Origin of the sequence: Paraburkholderia sp. GAS448 (genome assembly GCF_050435685.1) — a bacterium.
Lineage (GTDB): Bacteria > Pseudomonadota > Gammaproteobacteria > Burkholderiales > Burkholderiaceae > Paraburkholderia.
In genome coordinates, this window is record NZ_JBNDKT010000023.1 from 114,561 (window position 1) to 134,660 (window position 20,100).

At 60.1% G+C, this 20,100-nt stretch carries 22 protein-coding genes and 1 pseudogene; 10 read left to right on the top strand and 13 right to left on the bottom strand.

Translation table 11 applies throughout. The features are described from left to right. Positions 1-162: 162 nt before the first annotated feature. The gene (locus tag P3T23_RS32190; RefSeq protein ID WP_429320141.1) at positions 163-441 is read left to right on the top strand and encodes an HU family DNA-binding protein; all 279 of its coding nucleotides are present in this window, start codon (positions 163-165) and stop codon (positions 439-441) included. Positions 442-488: 47 nt separating this feature from the next. Here P3T23_RS32190 and P3T23_RS32195 read toward each other — a convergent pair. Both P3T23_RS32195 and P3T23_RS32200 read right to left on the bottom strand, forming a co-directional pair. Continuing rightward, positions 489-1,385: pseudogene (locus P3T23_RS32195) on the bottom strand (Na/Pi cotransporter family protein); the annotation flags it as partial. A 196-nt stretch (positions 1,386-1,581) separates the two neighbouring features. Beyond that, positions 1,582-2,073: a hypothetical protein gene (locus tag P3T23_RS32200; RefSeq protein ID WP_429320115.1), complete on the bottom strand. Its 492-nt coding sequence runs from the start codon at positions 2,071-2,073 to the stop codon at positions 1,582-1,584. Between P3T23_RS32200 and phoU the strand changes: the two genes are divergently transcribed. After that, positions 2,073-2,780, top strand: a complete 708-nt coding sequence (gene phoU, locus P3T23_RS32205; protein WP_429320116.1) for a phosphate signaling complex protein PhoU — start codon at positions 2,073-2,075, stop codon at positions 2,778-2,780. The genes P3T23_RS32200 and phoU overlap by 1 nt on opposite strands. 26 nt (positions 2,781-2,806) lie before the next feature. Here phoU and P3T23_RS32210 read toward each other — a convergent pair whose 3' ends face one another. Continuing rightward, positions 2,807-3,301, bottom strand: coding sequence for a hypothetical protein (locus tag P3T23_RS32210; RefSeq protein WP_429320117.1), 495 nt, complete (start codon positions 3,299-3,301; stop codon positions 2,807-2,809). A gap of 859 nt (positions 3,302-4,160) precedes the next feature. Between P3T23_RS32210 and P3T23_RS32215 the strand changes: the two genes are divergently transcribed. Continuing rightward, positions 4,161-4,358, top strand: coding sequence for a hypothetical protein (locus P3T23_RS32215; RefSeq protein WP_429320118.1), 198 nt, complete (start codon positions 4,161-4,163; stop codon positions 4,356-4,358). Here the strand turns inward: P3T23_RS32215 and P3T23_RS32220 are convergent. After that, the gene (locus tag P3T23_RS32220) at positions 4,355-4,588 is read right to left on the bottom strand and encodes a hypothetical protein (protein WP_429320119.1); all 234 of its coding nucleotides are present in this window, start codon (positions 4,586-4,588) and stop codon (positions 4,355-4,357) included. The genes P3T23_RS32215 and P3T23_RS32220 overlap by 4 nt on opposite strands. 70 nt (positions 4,589-4,658) lie before the next feature. On the opposite strand from P3T23_RS32220, the gene P3T23_RS32225 reads away from it, so the two are divergent. From P3T23_RS32225 to P3T23_RS32235, 3 genes are all read left to right on the top strand, one after another. Further along, entirely contained in the window at positions 4,659-5,228 is a 570-nt protein-coding gene (locus tag P3T23_RS32225; protein WP_429320120.1) for a phasin family protein, read from the top strand. 162 nt (positions 5,229-5,390) lie between these two features. Next, the gene (gene phbB / locus P3T23_RS32230) at positions 5,391-6,134 is read left to right on the top strand and encodes an acetoacetyl-CoA reductase (protein ID WP_429320121.1); all 744 of its coding nucleotides are present in this window, start codon (positions 5,391-5,393) and stop codon (positions 6,132-6,134) included. Between the two features lie 28 nt (positions 6,135-6,162). After that, positions 6,163-6,294, top strand: coding sequence for a hypothetical protein (locus tag P3T23_RS32235; protein ID WP_429320122.1), 132 nt, complete (start codon positions 6,163-6,165; stop codon positions 6,292-6,294). Between the two features lie 600 nt (positions 6,295-6,894). Here P3T23_RS32235 and P3T23_RS32240 read toward each other — a convergent pair. Next, a complete protein-coding gene (locus P3T23_RS32240) occupies positions 6,895-7,158 on the bottom strand; it encodes a hypothetical protein (RefSeq protein WP_429320123.1) in 264 nt (87 codons plus the stop codon). After that, positions 7,155-7,577 carry an NUDIX hydrolase gene (locus tag P3T23_RS32245; RefSeq protein WP_429320124.1) on the bottom strand — a complete coding sequence of 141 codons (423 nt, stop codon included), beginning with the start codon at positions 7,575-7,577 and terminating at the stop codon, positions 7,155-7,157. The genes P3T23_RS32240 and P3T23_RS32245 overlap by 4 nt, the downstream gene beginning before the upstream one ends. 405 nt (positions 7,578-7,982) lie before the next feature. Between P3T23_RS32245 and P3T23_RS32250 the strand changes: the two genes are divergently transcribed. Together P3T23_RS32250 and P3T23_RS32255 are read left to right on the top strand one after the other, a co-directional pair. Next, positions 7,983-10,073, top strand: a complete 2,091-nt coding sequence (locus tag P3T23_RS32250; protein WP_429320125.1) for a Na/Pi cotransporter family protein — start codon at positions 7,983-7,985, stop codon at positions 10,071-10,073. 351 nt (positions 10,074-10,424) lie between these two features. Further along, the gene (locus P3T23_RS32255; protein ID WP_429320126.1) at positions 10,425-10,739 is read left to right on the top strand and encodes a hypothetical protein; all 315 of its coding nucleotides are present in this window, start codon (positions 10,425-10,427) and stop codon (positions 10,737-10,739) included. A gap of 161 nt (positions 10,740-10,900) precedes the next feature. Here P3T23_RS32255 and cas6f read toward each other — a convergent pair whose 3' ends face one another. The 7 genes from cas6f to P3T23_RS32290 form a co-directional block, all read right to left on the bottom strand. Continuing rightward, entirely contained in the window at positions 10,901-11,464 is a 564-nt protein-coding gene (gene cas6f / locus P3T23_RS32260) for a type I-F CRISPR-associated endoribonuclease Cas6/Csy4 (protein WP_429320127.1), read from the bottom strand. Positions 11,465-11,467: 3 nt separating this feature from the next. Beyond that, entirely contained in the window at positions 11,468-12,508 is a 1,041-nt protein-coding gene (csy3, locus tag P3T23_RS32265; RefSeq protein ID WP_429320128.1) for a type I-F CRISPR-associated protein Csy3, read from the bottom strand. 24 nt (positions 12,509-12,532) lie between these two features. Beyond that, entirely contained in the window at positions 12,533-13,492 is a 960-nt protein-coding gene (gene csy2 / locus P3T23_RS32270; RefSeq protein WP_429320129.1) for a type I-F CRISPR-associated protein Csy2, read from the bottom strand. After that, a complete protein-coding gene (gene csy1, locus P3T23_RS32275; RefSeq protein ID WP_429320130.1) occupies positions 13,485-14,804 on the bottom strand; it encodes a type I-F CRISPR-associated protein Csy1 in 1,320 nt (439 codons plus the stop codon). Before csy1 ends, csy2 begins: the two co-directional genes overlap by 8 nt. A gap of 102 nt (positions 14,805-14,906) precedes the next feature. Beyond that, complete coding sequence (locus tag P3T23_RS32280) at positions 14,907-15,161, bottom strand: hypothetical protein (protein WP_429320131.1); 255 nt, start codon at positions 15,159-15,161, stop codon at positions 14,907-14,909. Between the two features lie 104 nt (positions 15,162-15,265). Then, complete coding sequence (locus tag P3T23_RS32285; RefSeq protein ID WP_429320142.1) at positions 15,266-15,577, bottom strand: high-potential iron-sulfur protein; 312 nt, start codon at positions 15,575-15,577, stop codon at positions 15,266-15,268. A 581-nt stretch (positions 15,578-16,158) separates the two neighbouring features. Then, a complete protein-coding gene (locus tag P3T23_RS32290; RefSeq protein WP_429320132.1) occupies positions 16,159-16,401 on the bottom strand; it encodes a pentapeptide MXKDX repeat protein in 243 nt (80 codons plus the stop codon). Positions 16,402-16,864: 463 nt separating this feature from the next. On the opposite strand from P3T23_RS32290, the gene P3T23_RS32295 reads away from it, so the two are divergent. Continuing rightward, entirely contained in the window at positions 16,865-18,433 is a 1,569-nt protein-coding gene (locus P3T23_RS32295; RefSeq protein WP_429320133.1) for a multicopper oxidase domain-containing protein, read from the top strand. A 10-nt stretch (positions 18,434-18,443) separates the two neighbouring features. Beyond that, positions 18,444-20,096 (top strand): multicopper oxidase domain-containing protein, encoded by a 1,653-nt coding sequence (locus P3T23_RS32300; protein ID WP_429320134.1) that lies wholly within the window; start codon positions 18,444-18,446, stop codon positions 20,094-20,096. Positions 20,097-20,100: the final 4 nt, after the last annotated feature.

Below are 20,100 nucleotides of genomic sequence, written 5' to 3' on the forward strand. Positions count from 1 at the left end.
CCGGTGCGCAGGCCCGGTTTAACGGCGGCGCCATGCACCGCTCACGCCTGGACATGCGTGCAGTGGCTGTGATCACGGATCAGTCCGGCCGCCGGCCAATTGCGCAAAGGCGCGCGGATCGGGTAGGGTGGCAACATTCACAACCACAACGAGGCAAAAACAATGAACAAGCAGGAACTGGTGGATGCGGTCGCCGCGAAGACCGGCGAGAGCAAGGCGGCAACCGGCGAGGCGATCGATGCGGTGATCGCGGCGATCACCGGCGAAGTGACGAAGGGAGGCACGGTGCAACTGGTCGGCTTCGGTTCGTTTTCGACGGGCGCGCGCGCCGCGCGGGTGGGCCGCAATCCGGCGACTGGCGCCGAAATCCAGATCCCGGCCGCGAAGACGGTGAAATTCGCGGCGGGCAAGGCGTTCAAGGATGCCGTGAACGGGCACTGATAGCGAGCTTCAGTGCCGCCGGCAGCACAACGCCGGCGGCCTGACGTTGCGAGATACGGAGACAGCACCGGCAGGAACAGGCAGGCAAGCACAAGGTTGAACATCGTATGAAAATCGGCCCCACCCGGGCATTGTCCGGTTCGATCGCGACCATGAGCCGGCCAAGCGGCCCGAGCGCGGCGAGCGCCATCACGACGCCCACGGCCCGCGAGAGCAGATTGCCCACCGGCAACCGCTTCGACGTCGGATCACCCGCGGTGGCCCCCTCCAGCAGCGGGTTGATTGCAGTGTCGAGATTCGCGCCCTGCACCAGTGCGAATGCGGCATCGGGCGGCACCACGTTCTGCGCACACAGCGACATGATGAGCAGGATGATCGCCACGCTCGAATGCGCCGCCCAGGTCAGACCCGCTGCCAGCAGCACATCCATCAGCGGCACGGTGGATGCGGCGCCCAGCAGCATGCGCAGACTGGGCGCGTCCTCGTAGTCTGTCATCAGCCCGAGCAACTGGTGCAGCGCGAGCAGCATCAGGCCCAGGCCAATCAGGACGCGGCCCAGATCGTGTGCCCGTGTGTTTGAAGCCTTCCGGAACATCAGCACGCCGACGAGTATCACCGCCGGCGAGGCCGCTGCAACATCGAACGACAGCACCTGCACGATCAGTGTCGTGCCGAGCATGACGGCGAGCGCGGAGACCAGATCGACCAGGCCGCCGGCGGCGAAACCGGCCGTCATGAGTCCGGTCGCCGTACTGCTCTGCAATACCGCGGTGACGCCGATCCCGGCCAGGAAGGCGCCCAGTCGCCCGCGCAGAGCCCGGCCGAGCAGTGAGCGAAGGGGTGGCACCGAACGCGCGCTGGATGCCGGTCTGCACCATGTGGGTACCCCACAGGAGCAGCGCAACGGATCCAGCCAGGTCGATCAGCGTGAACGTCAATGTCATGATTCAGAGCCCTCCGTGCCGAACGACCGGTCATGTGACGCTTCGTGCGGGCGCGTCGCGCCTTACCTGCACATTCGCATCGGACCTGAACCGTTACCGGCTGAGCCCCGGAGCGGGGACAGGGTAAGCGCGAGGTCCTCTCGCAAGCCCCGGGTTTTGCCGCTATAGGGCGCGACTATCAGGCCCCGCGCGCGGCTCACTTCGATTTTGGTGGCCGGCCAGTCTTGACCGGCTCGACCGCCGTGACGGCCGCGAGAAGGCGTTTCGTTGGTTCAGACTCCAGCAGAAGCAGGCCCGCCCGCACGAGCTCGCTCTTTTTCACGGCGACGCCCGCATCGAGGCACCGCTGTTTGAGCGCCGCGATCTTTTCGTAGTCCGACCTCGGCATCGTGAAGGTGTCCCGCACGACCTTTTCCCGTTTGACGTGCTCCCTGCCGTGCCGGGCGACGCGCGGGGGAGGCTCTTCAACGGGCGTTGCCTTCCGGGTCTTCGCCTTCGTCGCCGAACGTCGAACCTTCGTCGTATCAACCGCCTCCTTGCCAGCAGCTGCCTTATTGGCACCTGCAGCCGTGTGCACATACGGTCGTTTGCCGCTTCTGTTCCTGGTGGCCTGTGGCTTCATGATTTTGCGCAGGTTTGACAAATCGTACAAACAGTTTATCTTCTTTCGGGCAAGGGGAGTTTTCAATGCCAGACAAGCACATTTCCAGCGGGTTCGACGCTGACCTTGAACACCTGTCGTTGAGGTTTTTCGAGATGGGGGGACTGGTTGAATCACAGTTGACCGATGCGATGGAGGCGCTCAGCCGCTTCGACATGGGCCTGGTCGAGAAGGTGATTGATGAGGAGCATCGACTCAATGCGATGGAAGTCGAGATCGATGCCGAGTGCGGCAACATCATCGCGCGACGCCAGCCCGCCGCATCCGACCTGCGTCGACTGATGGCCATCTCAAAGGGCATTACCAATCTCGAGCGTGCCGGCGATGAGGCACGCAAGATCGCGAAGCGGACGCGGCGAATCGCGAATGACGGTGCAGGCAGGAACGTCAATACTGCAGAGATCCAGTCATCCGGTCAGATGGCGGCAAGCATCCTCCATCACGCGCTCGCTGCATTCGCCCGACTCGATACGGTTGCGGCAGCCCGGATCATGCGCGAGGATGAGGCGATCGATGACCTTTACCGCGCTTTTGTGCGCAAGCTGCCAACATACATGGCCGAGAATCCTCGCCTCATCGCTTCTGCGCTCGACTACCTGTTCATTGCATCGGCCATCGAACGGATCGGGGATCACGCGAAGAATCTGGCGGAGCTCGTCATTTATGTTGTCAAGGGCACGGATGTACGCCACGTTTCGCGCGAGCGACTTGAGCGCGAAGCCCTGGATGATTGAGAACCGGACAGCAGGGGCACGAAGACTCAACGATGGTGCGAAGCCCTTGGATGATTGCCGGGGCTTCCTTGCACATTTGTAGAACCACAGTCGATTCCGCTGGAGCGGGTCGGATTCTGGATCAGGCGCCCCAGAGTCACACCCGGCGGGGGCACCTTTTCGGACCGTTTCGCGCGTTCGCTGGGGGGCAGCAATACCCCGGGGGAAGGTAGCGTAACCGGGGACTGCCACAATGGCATGACGATGGAGTCGGCAATGTCCTGGCCGAAAAGGTCGTCCACGATCGTGCGCGCTGCGATGTACCCGCCATTCAGGGCGCCGGCCTCGCTATCGAACGGGTGGCCGCCTGCTTCACCCAGTCCGAGTTGCGACAATCGGGGCACTGCGCTGCCTGCCTCGCAAATCCGAACGACCGCGACATAGCCCGGATGTGCCGACGCGCGTTTTGCCGGGCGGCTGCGGCAATCGGATTCGACTGCGACCTGCAGGCTGAACCCGTTGTATTCGTACGTCCGTGTCATGGCATGCTCCATTTACTTGCCGTGCTTGCAGGCTCGCATGCCTGACATGGCTTTCGGCCGCGCGCAGGTCTCGGAGAATCCGCTTGCAGTCATGCGCGACAGTGCTTCATCGTCCGTGTCGCCATAAAATCGGCGCCTCGCATAAGAGGTCGGACTGCTATGAAAGACAGGGCAGCGGTGCTGTGTATCCGTGATGGCCGGGTACTGCTGGTCGCGAGGGCACGCTCACGGTGGGGGCTGCCCAATGGCAGGATCAGGCGCCATTCAGGATTCCATGCATGCACATCACGAAGGCCGACACGATGGTGCGCCGATCATGTCAATCCGATTGTGAAGGCTGTTCGATGAAGGATCACTGCGTCACCTTGTTGAGTCTTCGCGCTGATCCAAATGTGGGTGGCGTAGCAAATTCAAGCGCGCCGTAATAAATATTTCGCAATGCCGGGCTAAGGATAACCGCTTCAAATTGACGTTAGCCCATAAATACAATCTTCAAATATAAACTCGCCCAATGACCTCAAATGGACTGGCATCATTACTTGAGTCATTGATTCAAACATTGGGATGTAGTCCGGATCAGCCGATGGGCCTTGCCAGCCGGGCGTCCACTGCGATTGGCGGTGGCGTTGGCGACGACACCGCGCTGTCATGCAATACACATAAATATTCAACAGACAAAATGGTTGTGCCCATAAAAAGTATCCCGTATATTGCATTTAACAATTGAGCGGTTATGATGACGTCTCGGTAAGGATTTCCTGAACGTGCTTTGCAAAGGCCGAGGAAACATTTGCCGCCATTCGGCGCGGAGAGGGTAATTAATGCTCGCGGCGCAGAAAGACCAAATCGAGGAGACGATATGCTGAGTCCCCATGAATTCGCTACCTTAATGCTCATCAAGGCCTCGCCGGATCAGATAGATCCAGGCCGCGCCGAGCTCGACACGCTGTTCGAGCAGCAACTCATATTACTGGAAAACCTCGCTTCAGGACGCTCGCGTCCTCATGTCACAAGCGACGGCGACTCCATTCTCAAGGCCGTCGGCCGGATGCGCTAGACATCTGCGGCGTCCATCTCCCTGCCCTGAATGAAATCGCAGCGTTTGCTGTCGCCCATGTTCAACACAAGTGCCGCTTCACAACACGCCGAGCGCGCCGAAGCAGCAGTCATGAACGAAGCGTCGCAGTTGGGGTTTAAGTTGTAGTGCCTGTTGATGTAGCGACCGACCGAAGTCCTTGCGACGCGTGCTGCCTGGCAGGCGTCCTTGTACTTCGATTTATCCATCATGACGATCCGCCGCAACACATCCGTTCGATCGGGGTTTCGCGCGTCGGACCGGATTTTGAGGAATTCAACAATGAGTCTATCGAGTCCCGAGCAGGTCGCCGCCGCGAAGGCCAACCTCGACGCTTTCTTCGGGTTCACCGGAAAGGTCTTTGAAGGCGTCGAGAAACTGGTCGCGCTGAACCTGCAGGTCGTCAGGGCCACGCTCGCCGAGGCGCAGGGGAACCTGACGAAGGTGTCCGGCACGACGGAGCCGCAGCAATGGTTTGCACTGCAGGCAGGTTTCACCGGACCCTTCGCGGAAAAATCACTGTCATATGGCCGGCAAGTGTTCGACATCGCGTCGACCACGCAGGCTGAGGTCACACAGCTCGCACAGGCGCACTACGAGCGGTATAACGGTCGCGTGCAGGCACTCGTCGAGGACGCGGCGAAGCATGCTCCCGCAGGTTCTGAAGCCGCGATCGCTGCGTGGAAATCCGCGATTTCCGCCACCACGACCCTGTACGAAACGCTGCAGAAAACGGGACAACAGGCCGTACAGGTTGCCGGAAATAATTTTGATGCGCTCACGGCCACAGCGTCAAAGGCTGTGCGAAGCAATCCCCAGCAAGCTCCCGTAGCGGCGGGCGCGAAGCGATAGAACTGGCGCGGGCAGCGATGCCCGCGGTATGGTATCTGTAATATATGAAGGATTCCTTATGGATGGGGGATCCCGCCTTCCAGTACATCCAGTTCATGGACTGAAGGCAGTGTTGCTCCAGATGAGCATGACTCCATGCTTAGCTTTTATGAGGACGATTCGATGACAAAGCAGATCGCGGTGGTGACGGGTGGAATGGGCGGACTGGGCGAAGCGATCAGCATCAAGCTGCATGACGCCGGCTATGCGGTCGTGGTCACCTGTTCGCCGGGCAACACCGGTGCGAACGAGTGGATCGCCCGGATGGAGGGACAGGGACGGCAATTCCGCGCATACACAGTCGACGTCGCCGACTACGACTCGTGCGAAAGATGCATGACGCAAATCAGCGCTGAAGTCGGACCGGTCGACATCCTGATCAACAACGCTGGCATCACGCGCGACGCCAGCTTCAAAAAGCTCGACAAGGTCAATTGGGACGCGGTCATCCGGACCAACCTCGATTCGGTGTTCAACATGACGAAGCCGGTGTGCGACGGCATGGTCGAGCGTGGCTGGGGCCGCATCATCAACGTGTCGTCGATCATCGGCTCCAAGGGCGGGTTCGGTCAGACCAACTATGCCGCGGCGAAGGCCGGCATGCATGGCTTCACGAAATCACTGGCGCTTGAGGTGGCGAAAAAAGGCGTCACCGTCAACACGATCTCGCCCGGCTATATCGCGACGAAGATGGTGATGGCGGTGCCCGAGGAGATCCGCGAGACGAAGATCATTCCGCAGATTCCGGTCGGCCGGCTCGGACAGCCCGACGAAGTCGCCGCACTCGTCCTGTACCTGTGCTCGCGCGAAGCGGGCTTCGTGACTGGCGCCAACATTGCGATCAACGGAGGGCAGCACCTGCAATGAACCGGAGAGCGCAGCCATGGAGGTTCCGATGAGCGAAACAGTGACAATCGTCGTAGGTTCATTCGTGCTGGTGATGGCAGCCGTGTTCGTCGCCGCTCACTATCACCGGGAGCAAATGCGCCGGAGACAGCTGAGAGAGCTGGATTACCGGCACGACTGACGAGACTGGAGCAGCGCGCCGCATTGAACTTCTGCGCTCCCTTCCCTGTTGTTGCGGTACCGAGGTCGATCGCATCATTGCCTGAATGGATGGACACGTGGGTTTCATCAGGAAACGCGCATTGGCAACACCTACGCAATAGCTACTGTTGCCGTTTCGTATGCCATGGCGGTAAACATTGATTCACGCGAAGCTGAAACGGCGATATCTTGAGACTGGGCTGCGGCGCTCTCAGGCGCGGTGGCCACCCTCGGATTCCGCTGGTCCTCTCAACCAGCAGCATCCCCTCGGGCAGGGCTTCACCGCCTTGGCTTTTTTGTGCGCCTGGCAGGGGCGCGCTCTTGTGGGTGCAAGGCAATGTAAGAAACAGGGGGATGGCAGTTCTCTGGATGATGCCACCCGCCTTGGGCCGACTGCGGAAGTTCGAAGCAGGCTTGGGTTCGGCCAAACCGCTTCGACATCGAACCTCCGGGTTCGCCCAACGAGAGACGGTCGCGGGGCGTCGACGAATGACGGATCATCCGCCCGCCGACAGCAGGCACTCGTTATTGAATCATCAGTGGATGAAAGGCTTTGTTTCCAGGGCGGCGTAGACGCGTATCATGAACTGAACAAATCATCGACGATACGTCGCCCCGCGCTATAGCCGCCCATGAGCGCATCAGCTTCGCTTAAAAATGGCTTTCCTTGCGATTCGCCAAAACGCAACGGGGAGAAAACGGCAAGAGCGGCACCGGCCTTGCAGATCCTCACGACCGCGACATATCCCGCGCTGGACAACGCACTGCGTCCGACCTGCCAGCTGAAGTCAGCCTCGACGGCCACCTCAACATCGAATCCGTGATAGTGATAAGTGCGCTTCATGGGCTCACCTGTTCCGCCTGCTGCGAAATCGGCTGGACGTTGTCCGATTCCAGAGTGCGGATATACCGGAAGAAAAGCTCCACGATTCCACGAGTGGGGACGCTGGCGGAAAGCGTCGCTATCTTGACCGGGGCAAACCACCTGCACTTCGCGATTTCGTTGCTGGGCTGCACCCTTGCATGATGCGCGATGTCAGCGAAAAAGACATGGTGCAAGGTATTGAAACCGGTAAATTGAAAGAGGTATGTCAAATCATCAGCCACAAGCGTTGTTTCTTCCACCAGTTCACGTCGCGCAGCTTCCAGGGGCGCCTCGTCCCGACGGATTCTCCCGCCAGGCAACGCCCATCTTGATCGTTCTCTGGCCACCAGCAGAATCTGGTTTTCCCGCACGCAGACCACGGTCGCTCTGTCTTTCATTCTCTCCCTGCACGCTTCATTTCTTGAGAATCAGTCGAAACTGGCGGTGATGTAACGCCGACAGACCTTTATCGGGCATTGTAAGTCCTGTCCAAAATACCGCGTTGCAGTCTCACAGGCGCAATACCGACGGGCCCCCGATGCCGAATCCGGGGATCCGTGAAGAATTGTTGTTTTCCCCTCCAACAGTCGGGAAGATATCGCGTTAGACTGGCTCACTACGCGATCGGGCACTTTTTTGCTTATGCAACCTGGGCGTGCTGACCACACGCCGGGGTAGTTGAGTGCCAGCCATGCTTAAGGGGTTCAGGCAACCGGCATCGATTCGCTGCGACGCCCAGCCACGCAAGGGCGGGGCAGTGGCGAAGTCGCATGGGCAACGGTTGGACGCCAGGAGTCCAAATCATGATAACGACGTTCACGCTGATCGATCTCGCTGGCTCCGTAGCTTTGCTGCTTCTGGGCACCCAGATGGTTCAAACCGGCATGCACCGGGCATTCGGCGCCGGTCTTCGGTCACTCCTCGGCAGGTCGCTGCGCGGGGGCTTCCGGGCTTTCCTGGCCGGGACGGGCGCGACCGCGGTACTGCAGAGCAGCGCGACGACCGGACTCATGATTGAGGGCTTCGCTGCTGAGGGAGGCGTCGGGCTTGTGCCCGCGCTTGCGGTCATGCTGGGCGCAAACGTCGGCGTGACATTGATCGTGCAGGTACTGTCATTCGACCTCGCGGCAGCCGTTTCGCCGGCCCTGATCCTTGTCGGCGCGCTGATGTTCCGCAAGGTGTCGAACACACGTGCACACGACCTGGGACGCATGTTCATTGGTCTGGGCCTGATGCTGCTCGCGCTGCACCATCTGCTCGAGCTGATGACCGATTACGAGGATGCCCCCAGCCTGCGCATGCTGCTGGGCGCTGCGTCCACCGTACCGGTCGTCGATGTTCTGCTCGCTGCGGGCTTGACGTGGGCCGCGGATTCAAACGTCGCGGCTGTTCTGCTCATCACCTCGCTTTGCGCGCGGAACGTGGTTCCTCCCAATACGGCGTTTGCTCTGGTGATGGGTGCGAACCTCGGCACCGCCATCAACCCCGTGCTGGCGGGCACGGGACCATACGATCCCGCATCGAAGCGGCTACCGGTTGGAAACCTGCTCACGCGATTAATCGGCGTTGTGACGGCCCTCGCGGCGCTCGGACCAATCGGCCGCTTCATGGTTACCATGGAACCGGACAATGCACGTGTGGTTGCGGATTTCCACACGCTGTTCAATCTGGTTCTCGCCGGTGTGTTCCTGCCAATACTCCCTCTCTGTGCGAGCCTCTTAACCCGGTTACTGCCTTCTCTCGTCGCGGTCGCTGATCGGCAGCCGCCGCCTGGCACCGATCCCACCGCGAGGCAGATTCCGAAGGGGGTGCCCGAAACCGCGGCACCCAACGCACTTCGGCTCGCAGATCGTTTCGGCGAGATGCTGTCGGGCACCCGTGCGGCTCCGACAGATCGCGAGCGGCAGCTCATTGTGGAGATCCGCCAGCGTGGCGATATTCTGGATAGCCTGAACAGCGCGGCAAGGACTTACCGGACACCTCCTGATCCGGAGCAACTCGCGGCGAGCGCTCATCCGCGCCTCGATGAAAAAGTACGCGTGGCCTATCGCGAGGGGAGCCGTGGAATTGGTGTGAGAGAGCGCAGTGGCCACTCGCTCGAGCACGTCGGGCCTGATGGCAACGCAATGACGTACTACCCCGCAAGCTCACTCTGGCTCACCTTGCAGGACCTCCAGGTCGTTCAGCAACTGGAACCCGCAGAGGGAGAAACGCAATCCACCCTGACTACCTGTGTCCGTGGGAGCGCTTCCTTCGATGATGTTCGCCTGTCAATTATTGGCGAACCCGGGAACAGCACGCGCATGGTCCAGATCTCGTTCGCGGCCAGGGAAATCCGTTCGGCAGACCGGCATGGCCTTCGCGAATGGCAAGACGCGCTCGGTACAACTTTCTCGGACGTCCCACTGGGCATTGCAAGGCTCGGCTATAACCGCCCGGACCGGGAGATGCAGGAACCCGATCAATGGTGGGCGTCTTGTCACGTGCCGGAAAACAGCATGAAGGCGCTAATCGAGGGCGTTGAGGCCGGCCGGCTCGCTGCGGTCAAGGTCGGCCTGTGTCTGAGGAACGTTTATACGTCGGGGCAGGTGTTTGCTGACTTCCCTGGGCAAGCGGATCTGTTTCTCCGGCCGGGCAAGGAAGACAGCACGGCGGAATCGCCGGATACAGCGGGCGGATACGTTGTTCATCTCGCACTCGACTTCGGGAAAGTCCGCTTAGGCGCGCTCAACCACAGCGAGAGATCACCCGAGGGGCAACAGCAAACAACCGGTAGCGAGACGAATTCGATTAACGCACTGGTGGATAAGCTCAGCAAGCTTGTCGCCAGTTTGACATGGCTTGCAGTGCTTGTCGCGGTCCTCGTTGCCGTTTTCGCATTCAAGAATCGATGATCGAACGGTAGCTCCCATTGCGCCTGGTTGCACCGAGCTGCCCGCGTTGTGGTCCACATATGGCGGACCTCCATTAGCGCCTCTGTGGACACGGCTAGCGGAATCAACGAACTTCAACACATGCTGTAGACTATGGAGTCCTGATGAAATGGATCTCCCCGACTTTTGCACGCTCTCTCGGTGCCCGTCGTGCGTTAACGCCTTTCGCGACGGTAATGATCCGTTGCTTACCGCTATCCAGCAGGTGATAGCCTGGCAGATCGATGATCGGCTTCACCCTGACGCACGATACCGGCCGTGACTAGCGCATCGCGTGAAATCTCGCCGCCGAAGCGGCACAGCAATGCGGCGATGCGATATAGCGAGCCGTCGATAAAATTTGACACCACGAAACAGGCGAGCGCTGCTTCGGCATACAGTCGCCTTCGCGATGATGTTGCGAAAGCCGCCGAACTGCCGCGCCTTGCTGCAACCCTCTCTCCGCGCGACTACCGCGATCATTTGCACGGAAAGGCCGATGACCTCCTGCCGGACAGGCAGCGGCGGCGTCAATTACCCGACAACAATCACGACGGAGCGATAGCCATGGGTGTGGGTGCCAATTTGTCCGGCATCAAATTTCTGAGCTGCCTGTCCGGCAGTGAAGGTGGCGTGCAATGCACATAAGCCCCTATCTTTTCTGAGCTGCCTGTGCGGCAGTGAAGTACAGAACTTTGGTTGTAACAGCCTGATTTGTGAAAGGCGCAATTGCATCCGCTGACCAAAATCGCAACGGGTTTTGCAAGTGTGTCATTTATAATGAGGTACATGATAGTCGCGAAAAGTGTTCAAAACCACGGAACTGTCGCTATGGCGCTGAGGCCGTAGGCGCTGAACTCACCCTCCACTGCCTGTTGCTGAATGGGCAGGTGTTCTACGAACAGGCGGAACTGCTCGCCGGTACTCTTGCTTGTCAGAATGAGGTAGGGCAGGTTAAGACGCTCTGCCGCGCAGTCCGGGATGGTCTGCCGTGCCGCTTCCGCATCAATTCCCTTTCGGGCCATCAACCTGCGCCGCTGTCGCTCAGGACTGCTCTTGGCCTGAACGCGCCTGACGACCCGATGCCTTGCATCGGTCGGCACCTGAGTGATTTCCCCAACCTCTATGTGGTCGAGCAGTCCAGCCGTGCAGCCGGACATAGTCAGTGCGCGAAGGCTTGGTGCATCGCCGTGGACGCGCAGACGCGTGCCCAGAGACCGGCTGTTCTCCCGGACGTCCGGAAAGCTCACGCCAATGTTCCGTCTCCCATGGGCGGCCAGCGCGTGATGCAGTTTGCCGAACAGGATATTCATGAGGGTGGTTGGAATGAATTCCGGGTCCGGCCGTATGCTTATTTCAAGATAGGCGTTCATCCATCAGTCCTTCTGTCCGAATACCCCGCCCCGAATCAGGGTGGCCATCACGTAATGCTGATTTCCTTCATCCGGGGCGCTGTCCTTGAGCACCCAGTTATCGAGCAGACTGTAGAAGTCCATCTTCTGTTGGGGCGGGCGGTAGGCTTTTCCTTGCGATGTTACCGAGCCATACGGTTCGACTGAGATCGGGCCGATGAGAGGGCCGCCGTCATCCGGATACCAGGTATCTATGGTGCGCAGAGCGTTGCCGATCTTCTGACTGTGGATTCCAGCGACCTCTCCGACGGCGTACAGCGTTTTGCTTTTCTGGCCTTTTTTGTCAGCACGGTCGAGGATCAGTTCCTGCGAAGGGAAGACTTCTTGACCGTCGCCGACTCGGGCGTAAGCAACGATTTCTAGCAACCCATACGTTTTGCTAGCCAAGCTGTGCTCAATCACCAGCGCCAGCGCTTTCAGCGACTGTTCCGCATCGGTCGGCACCTTGAAATCACGTAGAGAAAAGCTCAGGGCATCAAAGATCCAGATCTTAATCGCACTGCCTTGGGACAAGTGGCGAACGTGCACCTCGATCTGCTCCGCACCGAGCCGGTTGCGCCACAGGAAACGTCCATTGGCCAGGTTGAGGGCATAGCGGCGTGCCAGTTCGGCAAAACCGGTCTGGTCCACATACTGCTGGATAGTAGTCTGCAATTTTTCCTGGTAATCAGCGTTATTGCACGCTGAAGGCATTCCCGCACCACCGAGCACACGAAGAGTAAACCGGACGCGCAGCGTATCGACATCGTTCGGCAGGGTTGCGACATCGACGGTGTGAAGATTCGGGGACTGGATGGCCGCATCCAGCTTTGCCGGGTCTTGATCCCTGCTGGCGCGCCGGTCTGAAATGGTGCCGCGCACGGACTTTTCTCGCACGCCGACGGGAGACCATTTCTCGCCATTTTCGCGGTCATTCCAGCGCCCGGCGGCGAAACACGCATCCGAAGGGTCCAGTTTGCGAGCGAACGCCAGCACCGAGGCGGTTTTCAGTTCATTTTTTGTCATCTCATCCCTCCTTGTCCAACGCAATCAGTCTATTGCGAAGGGGGTTGAATAATGGTTGATGCAGCGGTAAATACCGTTATCGGGATCGGTGTCAGAATGCCAGAGTATTTGCCGCACGTTTTCCATTCGGTGCGGGCCGACCCATTCGCCCAGCGAGTAAAGACCTTCGACGAAGCGGAACGGGGTGACGCCGTCTCGCGCGTTCCTGACTTTGCCCGGCCCATAGAGCGGTGACAACGCGCTGTAGCCGACTGGTAGCGGCACCAGCCAGCCGGGCTCCTTGCGAACTCCCCATTGCCGTTCTCCTGGTTTATCAGGACTGGGTCTGTCGGGTTCTATGTTTAGCCGGCATAAATCCAGCAGTGCATCCAGCGCATTGCCCTCCGGGTGCTGCAGACGTATTTCCGCCAAGCGCTCGGCCAACAGGTCCTCTCGTTGCACGAGCGCGAAACCGGGCAGTAGTTGACGGCGCAGCTTACGGAATGCTTCAGCTTGACCTTCCGGATTGTTAGCGAGTGGCCACCACTGCGCCGAAAAGCGCTCGCCGTCGCGAGTCGGGAGGATGCTTCCACCCGCAACACGCATTCCTTGGGCCGTCACTAACAGGTCTTCCGCAAAATACGCACCACTCCTGACAGGCATATGGTCTTTCACCGCAATCACCAGACTGATTTCCATGTGCGCGCGGCCCTCTTCAACCAGCGCAGTGGCATTTCCGTCCTCTCCCGCTGGGTTGCGCCTGAGGCGGAAAACGTGGGTCCGCAGCCCCGGCGACTGGCAAACCTGCGGGTGAAACTGATGGCAGATGATTCCAACTCCGCCAAAGCCTTCCCGCAGTTCAGAGAAAAATTTTCGCTCAAGCGCATGGGCGAAGCCGACAAAGGCGGTGGGCGACGGAAAGCCCCAACAGATCGAGCCGGAGATGGCGTTGGCGTTTTGCACCTGCAAACGCGGCAGGACCACGAGAGAAGCGGGTTCATTCATCGATGTCGATTTCCATACGAATCATCCGTAGTTCTGTTTCAAGAACGTCTGCCCAATGCGCAGCCTCGGCTTGGTCCATTGGCGTGTGCGGCGTAGTGAGCGTTGTATTCAGCCAGTTGCCAAAGCGCCTGCAGACGCCATCCCGCCAGTCTCCGCGGCGACGCAGGAAAGCAAAGACTTCGTCGCTCTCCGCCCGCCGTGGGTCGAGCCAGCACTGTTCATTCGCGTTCAGACGGCAGTGAGGCAGCAGACTCCAGCCCGCTTCAAGCTCGTGTATTTCTGCGCTGAACTGCAGCAACTCATCACGGACGTAGCCAACCAGTTCGACCCGCTTCTCGCGAATCCGGAGACTGCTATCTGCGTTTTCAGCGCTCACGCGAAATTCCCACAGGATGCGCGTTACTGCACGGACGCGCGGGCGACGACCGAACAGACGATGAAACACACTCGCCATTCCCAGTGGTGGACGTGTTGGCTCGCGATGCCACAAAGGGGGCAGGGAGGGCATGAGGTAGTTCTCCCCGTGACGCTCGCTATTCAGCTGGCTAATGTTCTGTGGTTTCGATCCGCCGAATTTCTGCACGACCACATCAGGGTATTCACGATAACCCTGAGGATGCGATACGCTCGCCCGACGCGCGTCCCGAGCTGCTTTGGCGGCATCGGAAAAGCGGTCCTCGCGAAGCGTGTTCCAGACAACATGTGCAAGCGAGGTTGGGAAAAGTGGCGCAAGGAGATGGTACTGACCGCCGCCAAGCGGCCAATAGATCTGCTTGGCTAACTCATGCGAGGTGGGTTGACCTTTAGGTTGTCTTAATGACGCGAAAGCCGCCATCCATTGCCTTGCATGCTCTGGATGGTCGGAAAGCGCAGCGGCGAGAGCCGGGTCGTTGGCGATCGCACGCTCCAGCAGCGATCTGCCGTCAACGATCAGACGCAGGAATTTGTAGACGTCCAGAGCAGCGGCGTTGCCCACTACATCCGGCGCGACCGTGCCGCCGAGGGTATGAGTGCCTACGTGGAGCTCGCCGACTTGTGGGTTCCCTGCCACGTTCAAGCTGGAGCCCATTGCATCAGGGTGGGTGAACTTGAGCGCGTGCGTCACCTGCTGAATCTGATGGACGCGGCGTGCCGCATCTGGTATCCAGTTTTCCGGCAGGAAGTCCGTCAGCAATTTCTCGCGCTGATCTGTATCGTCGTCCTTGAGCTTGTCGAGCTTGGACTGGAGCCGTTCCTGTAGGAAATTTGAGATCGTCTCCCGGAGTCGCTTGCTGGAGGCCTCGGGCGACAGCGCATAAGTGGCAGCATCCATTGCGTAAGGCTCCCTGTGGATAGCAGGATGTCCGTTCGTGTTGGCTTACCAAGGAATGTTACCCGAGGAATTGTTGTAGTCCCGCCTTCTTCTTCATCTCTTTCATGGCTTGCCGCACGCGAAGCGCCGGGTTCCCCTCTGCCTCCAAATTTTCCGCGGCTGTTTTCGCTCGTCAACTGGCATGTCGGCGGACTTTTCCAGGCCACCCAGGATCAGTTCTTTCGCGCGCTCAATGCGCCACGCCTTGACCCGGCACTGCAACGTTTGCAACTGTGCCTTGCTTGCATGCGCGTCCGGAACCGTCGCGGCCAACCGAGCCATCAATACGTTGGCCGACGCGGAGGGTTCGGTAATCAACCAAGGCGTCGTGCGGCGACCGCATCTCCTGTGGTCGGCACGACCAGCATGCGATAACCCAGTGCCGCGGCAGCGCGGCGGTCCGAAACGAGGACATTCACGCGTCACACTTTTTTCGTGTACGCGCTGCACCAGCCTTTCGCGTTGACCTGCTTGCCACCGTAGATCTGACAGGAGCCCGCAGCGTCGTCGGCTTTTCCCTGAAAGAACAGGCAATTCGAACAAGCCTGGCCAGCCTGATACTTAGGGTATTTCGCTTTGTCGACTTTCGTTGCATCGGTGTTGTAGCCGAGCGCCTGCGCGGTCGCATCCGAATCGGAGACTGGCACGGCATCCGCCAGCGCGCCGCGCGAAAGGGCCAACGATGATGCAAAACCAGCGGTCATGAGGATGAAGCTACGACGGGACGATTTCATGACATTACTCACTTGATGGCGGGCTCGCCCGAACGCCTGGACGCGTATCCCTTGTTTCATTCGCTGCCGAGGCAAGCAGGGCATCAGCAAAGCGTTGTAGTGCCTGTATGGATCCGTACACACTCCGATACTCCTCGGAGCCGATTCGATCGTTGGGGGTGACTATCATTCCCGAGTTTGCCGCGATTTCCAAGATGTCCATGACAGTCTTCCTGTTCACCTCTCATGCGGTCGGTACATGACGTCAACTGGCGTTGTCCGTCACGTTGGATCCCCCTTGATCCGTCCTGCCACCGAATCCGGCGAGATCTTCAATCAGAGCATCCAGCCGCGTGCCTCAGCTAGCCGCCGGGGATTTCCATCCATGGCCGTGACCTTGACCGGAAATCGAACGCTGCCTCAAGCAACTGCATCTATCCCGCGTACCCGACATGATCGATGCGCGCATCCTGCAAGCTCAGCGCGCCAACCCGCTGTTTCTGGAACCGTTCTGCCTGATCCTGCAGCATAGTAGGCGCGTGCGCCTGTCGAGACCGGCTGGTTGTACGGGGCATCACCGAGGCGCACGCTTACCGGGTGAACTACTGCTTCACCTCGTCGTTCTTGGTTCCATCTTTGGCCGTACTGTCCTGGCTCATCGCGTCTTCTTTCATCCCTTCTTTGGCCATGCTGTCGGCGCTCGTCGCATCGTGCTCGGTTGCCGTGGTCTCCAGACTCATTGCGTCTTTTGACACCGGGTCATTAGACGGACTATCGGCAGCGAAGGCGCTCGCAGTTGCGAGCGTTACACAACTCGCGAGAATGGTGGCAGTTAGCTTGTTCATGATGTGATCCTTCGGCAATTCAATGGGGAGGCCGGAAATCTCAAGAGCAGTAGCTCGACGGTGCGGACCTCATCTTGCCCTCAACCCGTTGTAACCCCGGCACTTTCCAGTACCCGCCAGTCGGGGACTGTTTTCACATTCTTGCCTCGCTAGACATGAAGGAAAGTCGGAATCCCCGCCGAACGGCATGGGTAAAGACCCGCAATGTAAGCAAAGTGGAAAGCTGCGCCGCACCTGGCGTTCGATCGCTGTCTTTCCCGAAAAAATAGCGTTTCGATTTGACCTGAGTACCGTGGCTGGGTTTGCCCTACCGCAAGTGTAGGGGGGTGACCCATCCCAGGCTGCGTCGCTCTTGTTCAGAATCCACATACGGACTGGTGGAAAAACGTAGCCAGCCCGCATTCGCAGTAGAGCGTGACGTCCAGCGCGTATCGCGCTGGCTGACCCCTGGGCTGGAGGTCATATGTTCAGTACCCGCGCATATCTCAGCAGTGTTGCAACACTGTTGTTACTGTTGTTCGCCGTTCCTTCATTCGCGCAATCGTTCCGGGTGCAATGCCCGCCAACCACGCCGGCGCATCCGACGGCGCTGCCGCCCGGTGCAGGGGAGCCCGCCTACACCGGGCCGTCCTATACCGGACAGACTTCCGTGTCGACAGGCGTCGTCAACGGCGCGGTCAAGTGCCAGCAGATCTCGGGCGGCGACGGTTACGCGACGATGGCTAACGGCGTGCAGACCTACCTGTTCGCTTTCGGCCCGTTGTCCGGGCTCGCCGACATCAAGGCAGGCCTTCCCGGCACACAGTTCGCCTCGGTGTTCAACACCGTCGGCGATCCGAGAACGGACCCGACCTACAACGGCGCGGTCGGCCTCGTCCCCGATCCGGAATCGGTGCCTCCAGGCCTGCTGACGACCGGTCACGTCGATCCACGGCCGATCATGGATATCGGCGTGATGAACGGCAACGAGCCGGCGCCGACAATGGCGATCGACGAGGACGACGAGTTCTTCCTCACGCTGACGAACGTCGGGATGATCATGCGCCCCGACCTGTTCGAGAAGCACACGGTGCACTTCCACGGCTACCCGAACGCCTCGTCGTTCTACGACGGTGTGCCGGACGCGTCGGTGGCGATCAACATCGGCGCGAGCTTCACGTACTACTACCTCGCACCGGATGCGGGCACCTACTTCTGGCACTGCCACATCACGCCGCCAGAACACCTGCAGATGGGCATGGTCGGCCAGATCTTCGTGCGACCGCGCCAGAACCGCGTTCCCAGCGGCGCGTCGCTGTATAGCTCGCTGCTGCTGCAGCAAAAGGATCTGCGTACGGCGTGTGGAAACGACATTCTGTGCACGACACCGCTGCCGCCGGCGAACGGCGTGCTCCACGCGAACAACAAGAGCAACACGCCGACGCTGTACGCGTACAACGACGGCGACGGTTCGACCGCCTACGACGTCGAGTATCCGGTGCAGATACACGGCTTCGATCCGAACTTCCACTTCATTGGCATGACGTTCAATCCGGAGCCGTTCACCGACATGAAGGACAAGCTCTTCATGTTGAACGGACGCAGCTATCCGGACACCGTAAATCCGAACCCACTGTCGACGGCGGTGGCGGATGGCACGCAGCATTTTTCGCAGCCGCTGCCGACGCTGATCAACATTCCGGCCGGCGGCAAGGCACTGCTGCGGATCTCGGACCTCGACGTGACGGAGTATCAGACGCTGGCGTCGCTCGGCATTCCGATGCACGTGATCGCCCTCAACGCCCGCTTGCTGCGCGACATGTCCGGCAACGACCTGACCTACAACACGAACTCGATCACGCTGGCCGGCGGCGAATCCCTGGACCTGCTCCTAGACGCCAGCGACACGACGAAATATAAGCCGGGTGCGATCTATTACCTGTACACGCCGAATCTCGATCACCTGGCGAATGACCAGGAGAATTTTGGCGGCTTGATGACCGAGGTCCATATCTGCCATGCGGTGGATCCGACCACGAAGTCCTGCACCTAGGAGAAGAGCCGTGGCCCACATTACTCACCACACATGGCGCGGGGCGCTCGCGCAGCTTGGACGGCTCGCGCGAGTCGGCGCGGCGATGTTCGCCACGCTCGTCTGCATGCACGCGCAAGCCGCCGCGCCCGGCATCACGGGGACGCACTTCGATTTGAGTGCCGAGGCGAACCGTATCACCCAGCCAGACGGCGCGAGCATTTATTCGTGGGGCTATGGATGCCGCACGGCGCCGTCCGGCTTTTCGCCGTCCACGATCGCGGGCGCGAACTGTCCGAGCATGCAGATTCCCGGTCCGACGCTGATCGTGAAGCAGGGCGACGTCGTCACGGTGACGCTCACCAATAACCTGCCTGCGGCGGCGGGCAACACGTCGATCCTCTTTCCGGGATTCCAGGTCTGCGCCGCGGTGCTGAATCCCGACGGGACCTGTCCTGCCGGGCTCACCGGCTCCCCGGGATTGCTGACCCGCGAGGCCGCGCACGGCACCACGGTGACGTATAGCTTCGTCGCGGCGACGCCTGGCACGCATGCTTACTACAGTGGCACGCAGGGCGATCTGCAGATCGAGATGGGCCTGTATGGGGCGATCATCGTTTTGCCGACCACCTCGCCCGGCACGGTTGCGGTGCCTACTGGTTGCCGCGCGGTCGCGGCGACGCTGCCGGATGGGCAAACGGACTTCCGCAATGCCGGCGCAGCTTATAACCACACCGCGTCCTGCTATGACCGTGAGTATCTGTTCCAGTTCTCCGAAATGGATCCGCGTATTCATGCGCAGGCGGAACAGCAGGCGGCGAACACCTGCACGGCACCGAATGGCTGCATGACCGTCGAGACGGAGCCCTATCACCCGGCCTATTTCATGGTCAACGGCCGCTCGATGCCGGACGACATGGACCCGAACTACGCGGTGCAGTATCCGCATCAGCCCTACAACGGCAATCCGCACATGCACCCAGGTGAACTGGTGCTGTTGCGGATCATCGGAACCGGCCGCTGGCAGCATCCGTTCCACGAGCACGGCAATCACGTGCGGGTGCTGGCGCGCGATGGAAACATGATCCTGAGCAAGACGGACCCGACCAAGGTGGCCGGACCGCTGCTGTTCACGACGACCACGACGCCGGGCCTCACGATGGACGGAATTTTCTACTGGACGGGCAGGGGCCTGAACTGGGATGTCTATGGGCATAAGCCTGGGGACGTGTACACCGATACCGCTCCGCAATTCGCGGCTTACCTCGGCAAGCCGGTCGTCTGCATCCCGGACGTGAACGGCTATTACACGGCCGACCCCCTTGCGCCGAACTACTACGAGTGGTGCGCGGATCACGGCAAGGCGCTCGAAGCGCATCCGTTCGGCAACGTCGCCAGCGGCGGGCCAGTCACGCTGCCTGACTCGCACGTGCTGACGAACGGCTTCTGGTATGGCGGCAGCCCTTATCTCGGGCCAGACGCGACCGTACGCGCCACGGCGTACACCGGGACCACGCCGCCGAGCGGGACGGTTGTGAATCCGCCGGCAAGCGAAGCAGGCTTCGCATTCATGTGGCACTCGCATAACGAGCGCGAGATCACTACGAACAACATCTTTCCAGGCGGAATGATGATGATGATGCTCGTCGATCCACAAGCATTCCTGATTGACGAATCCAATTAGAGGC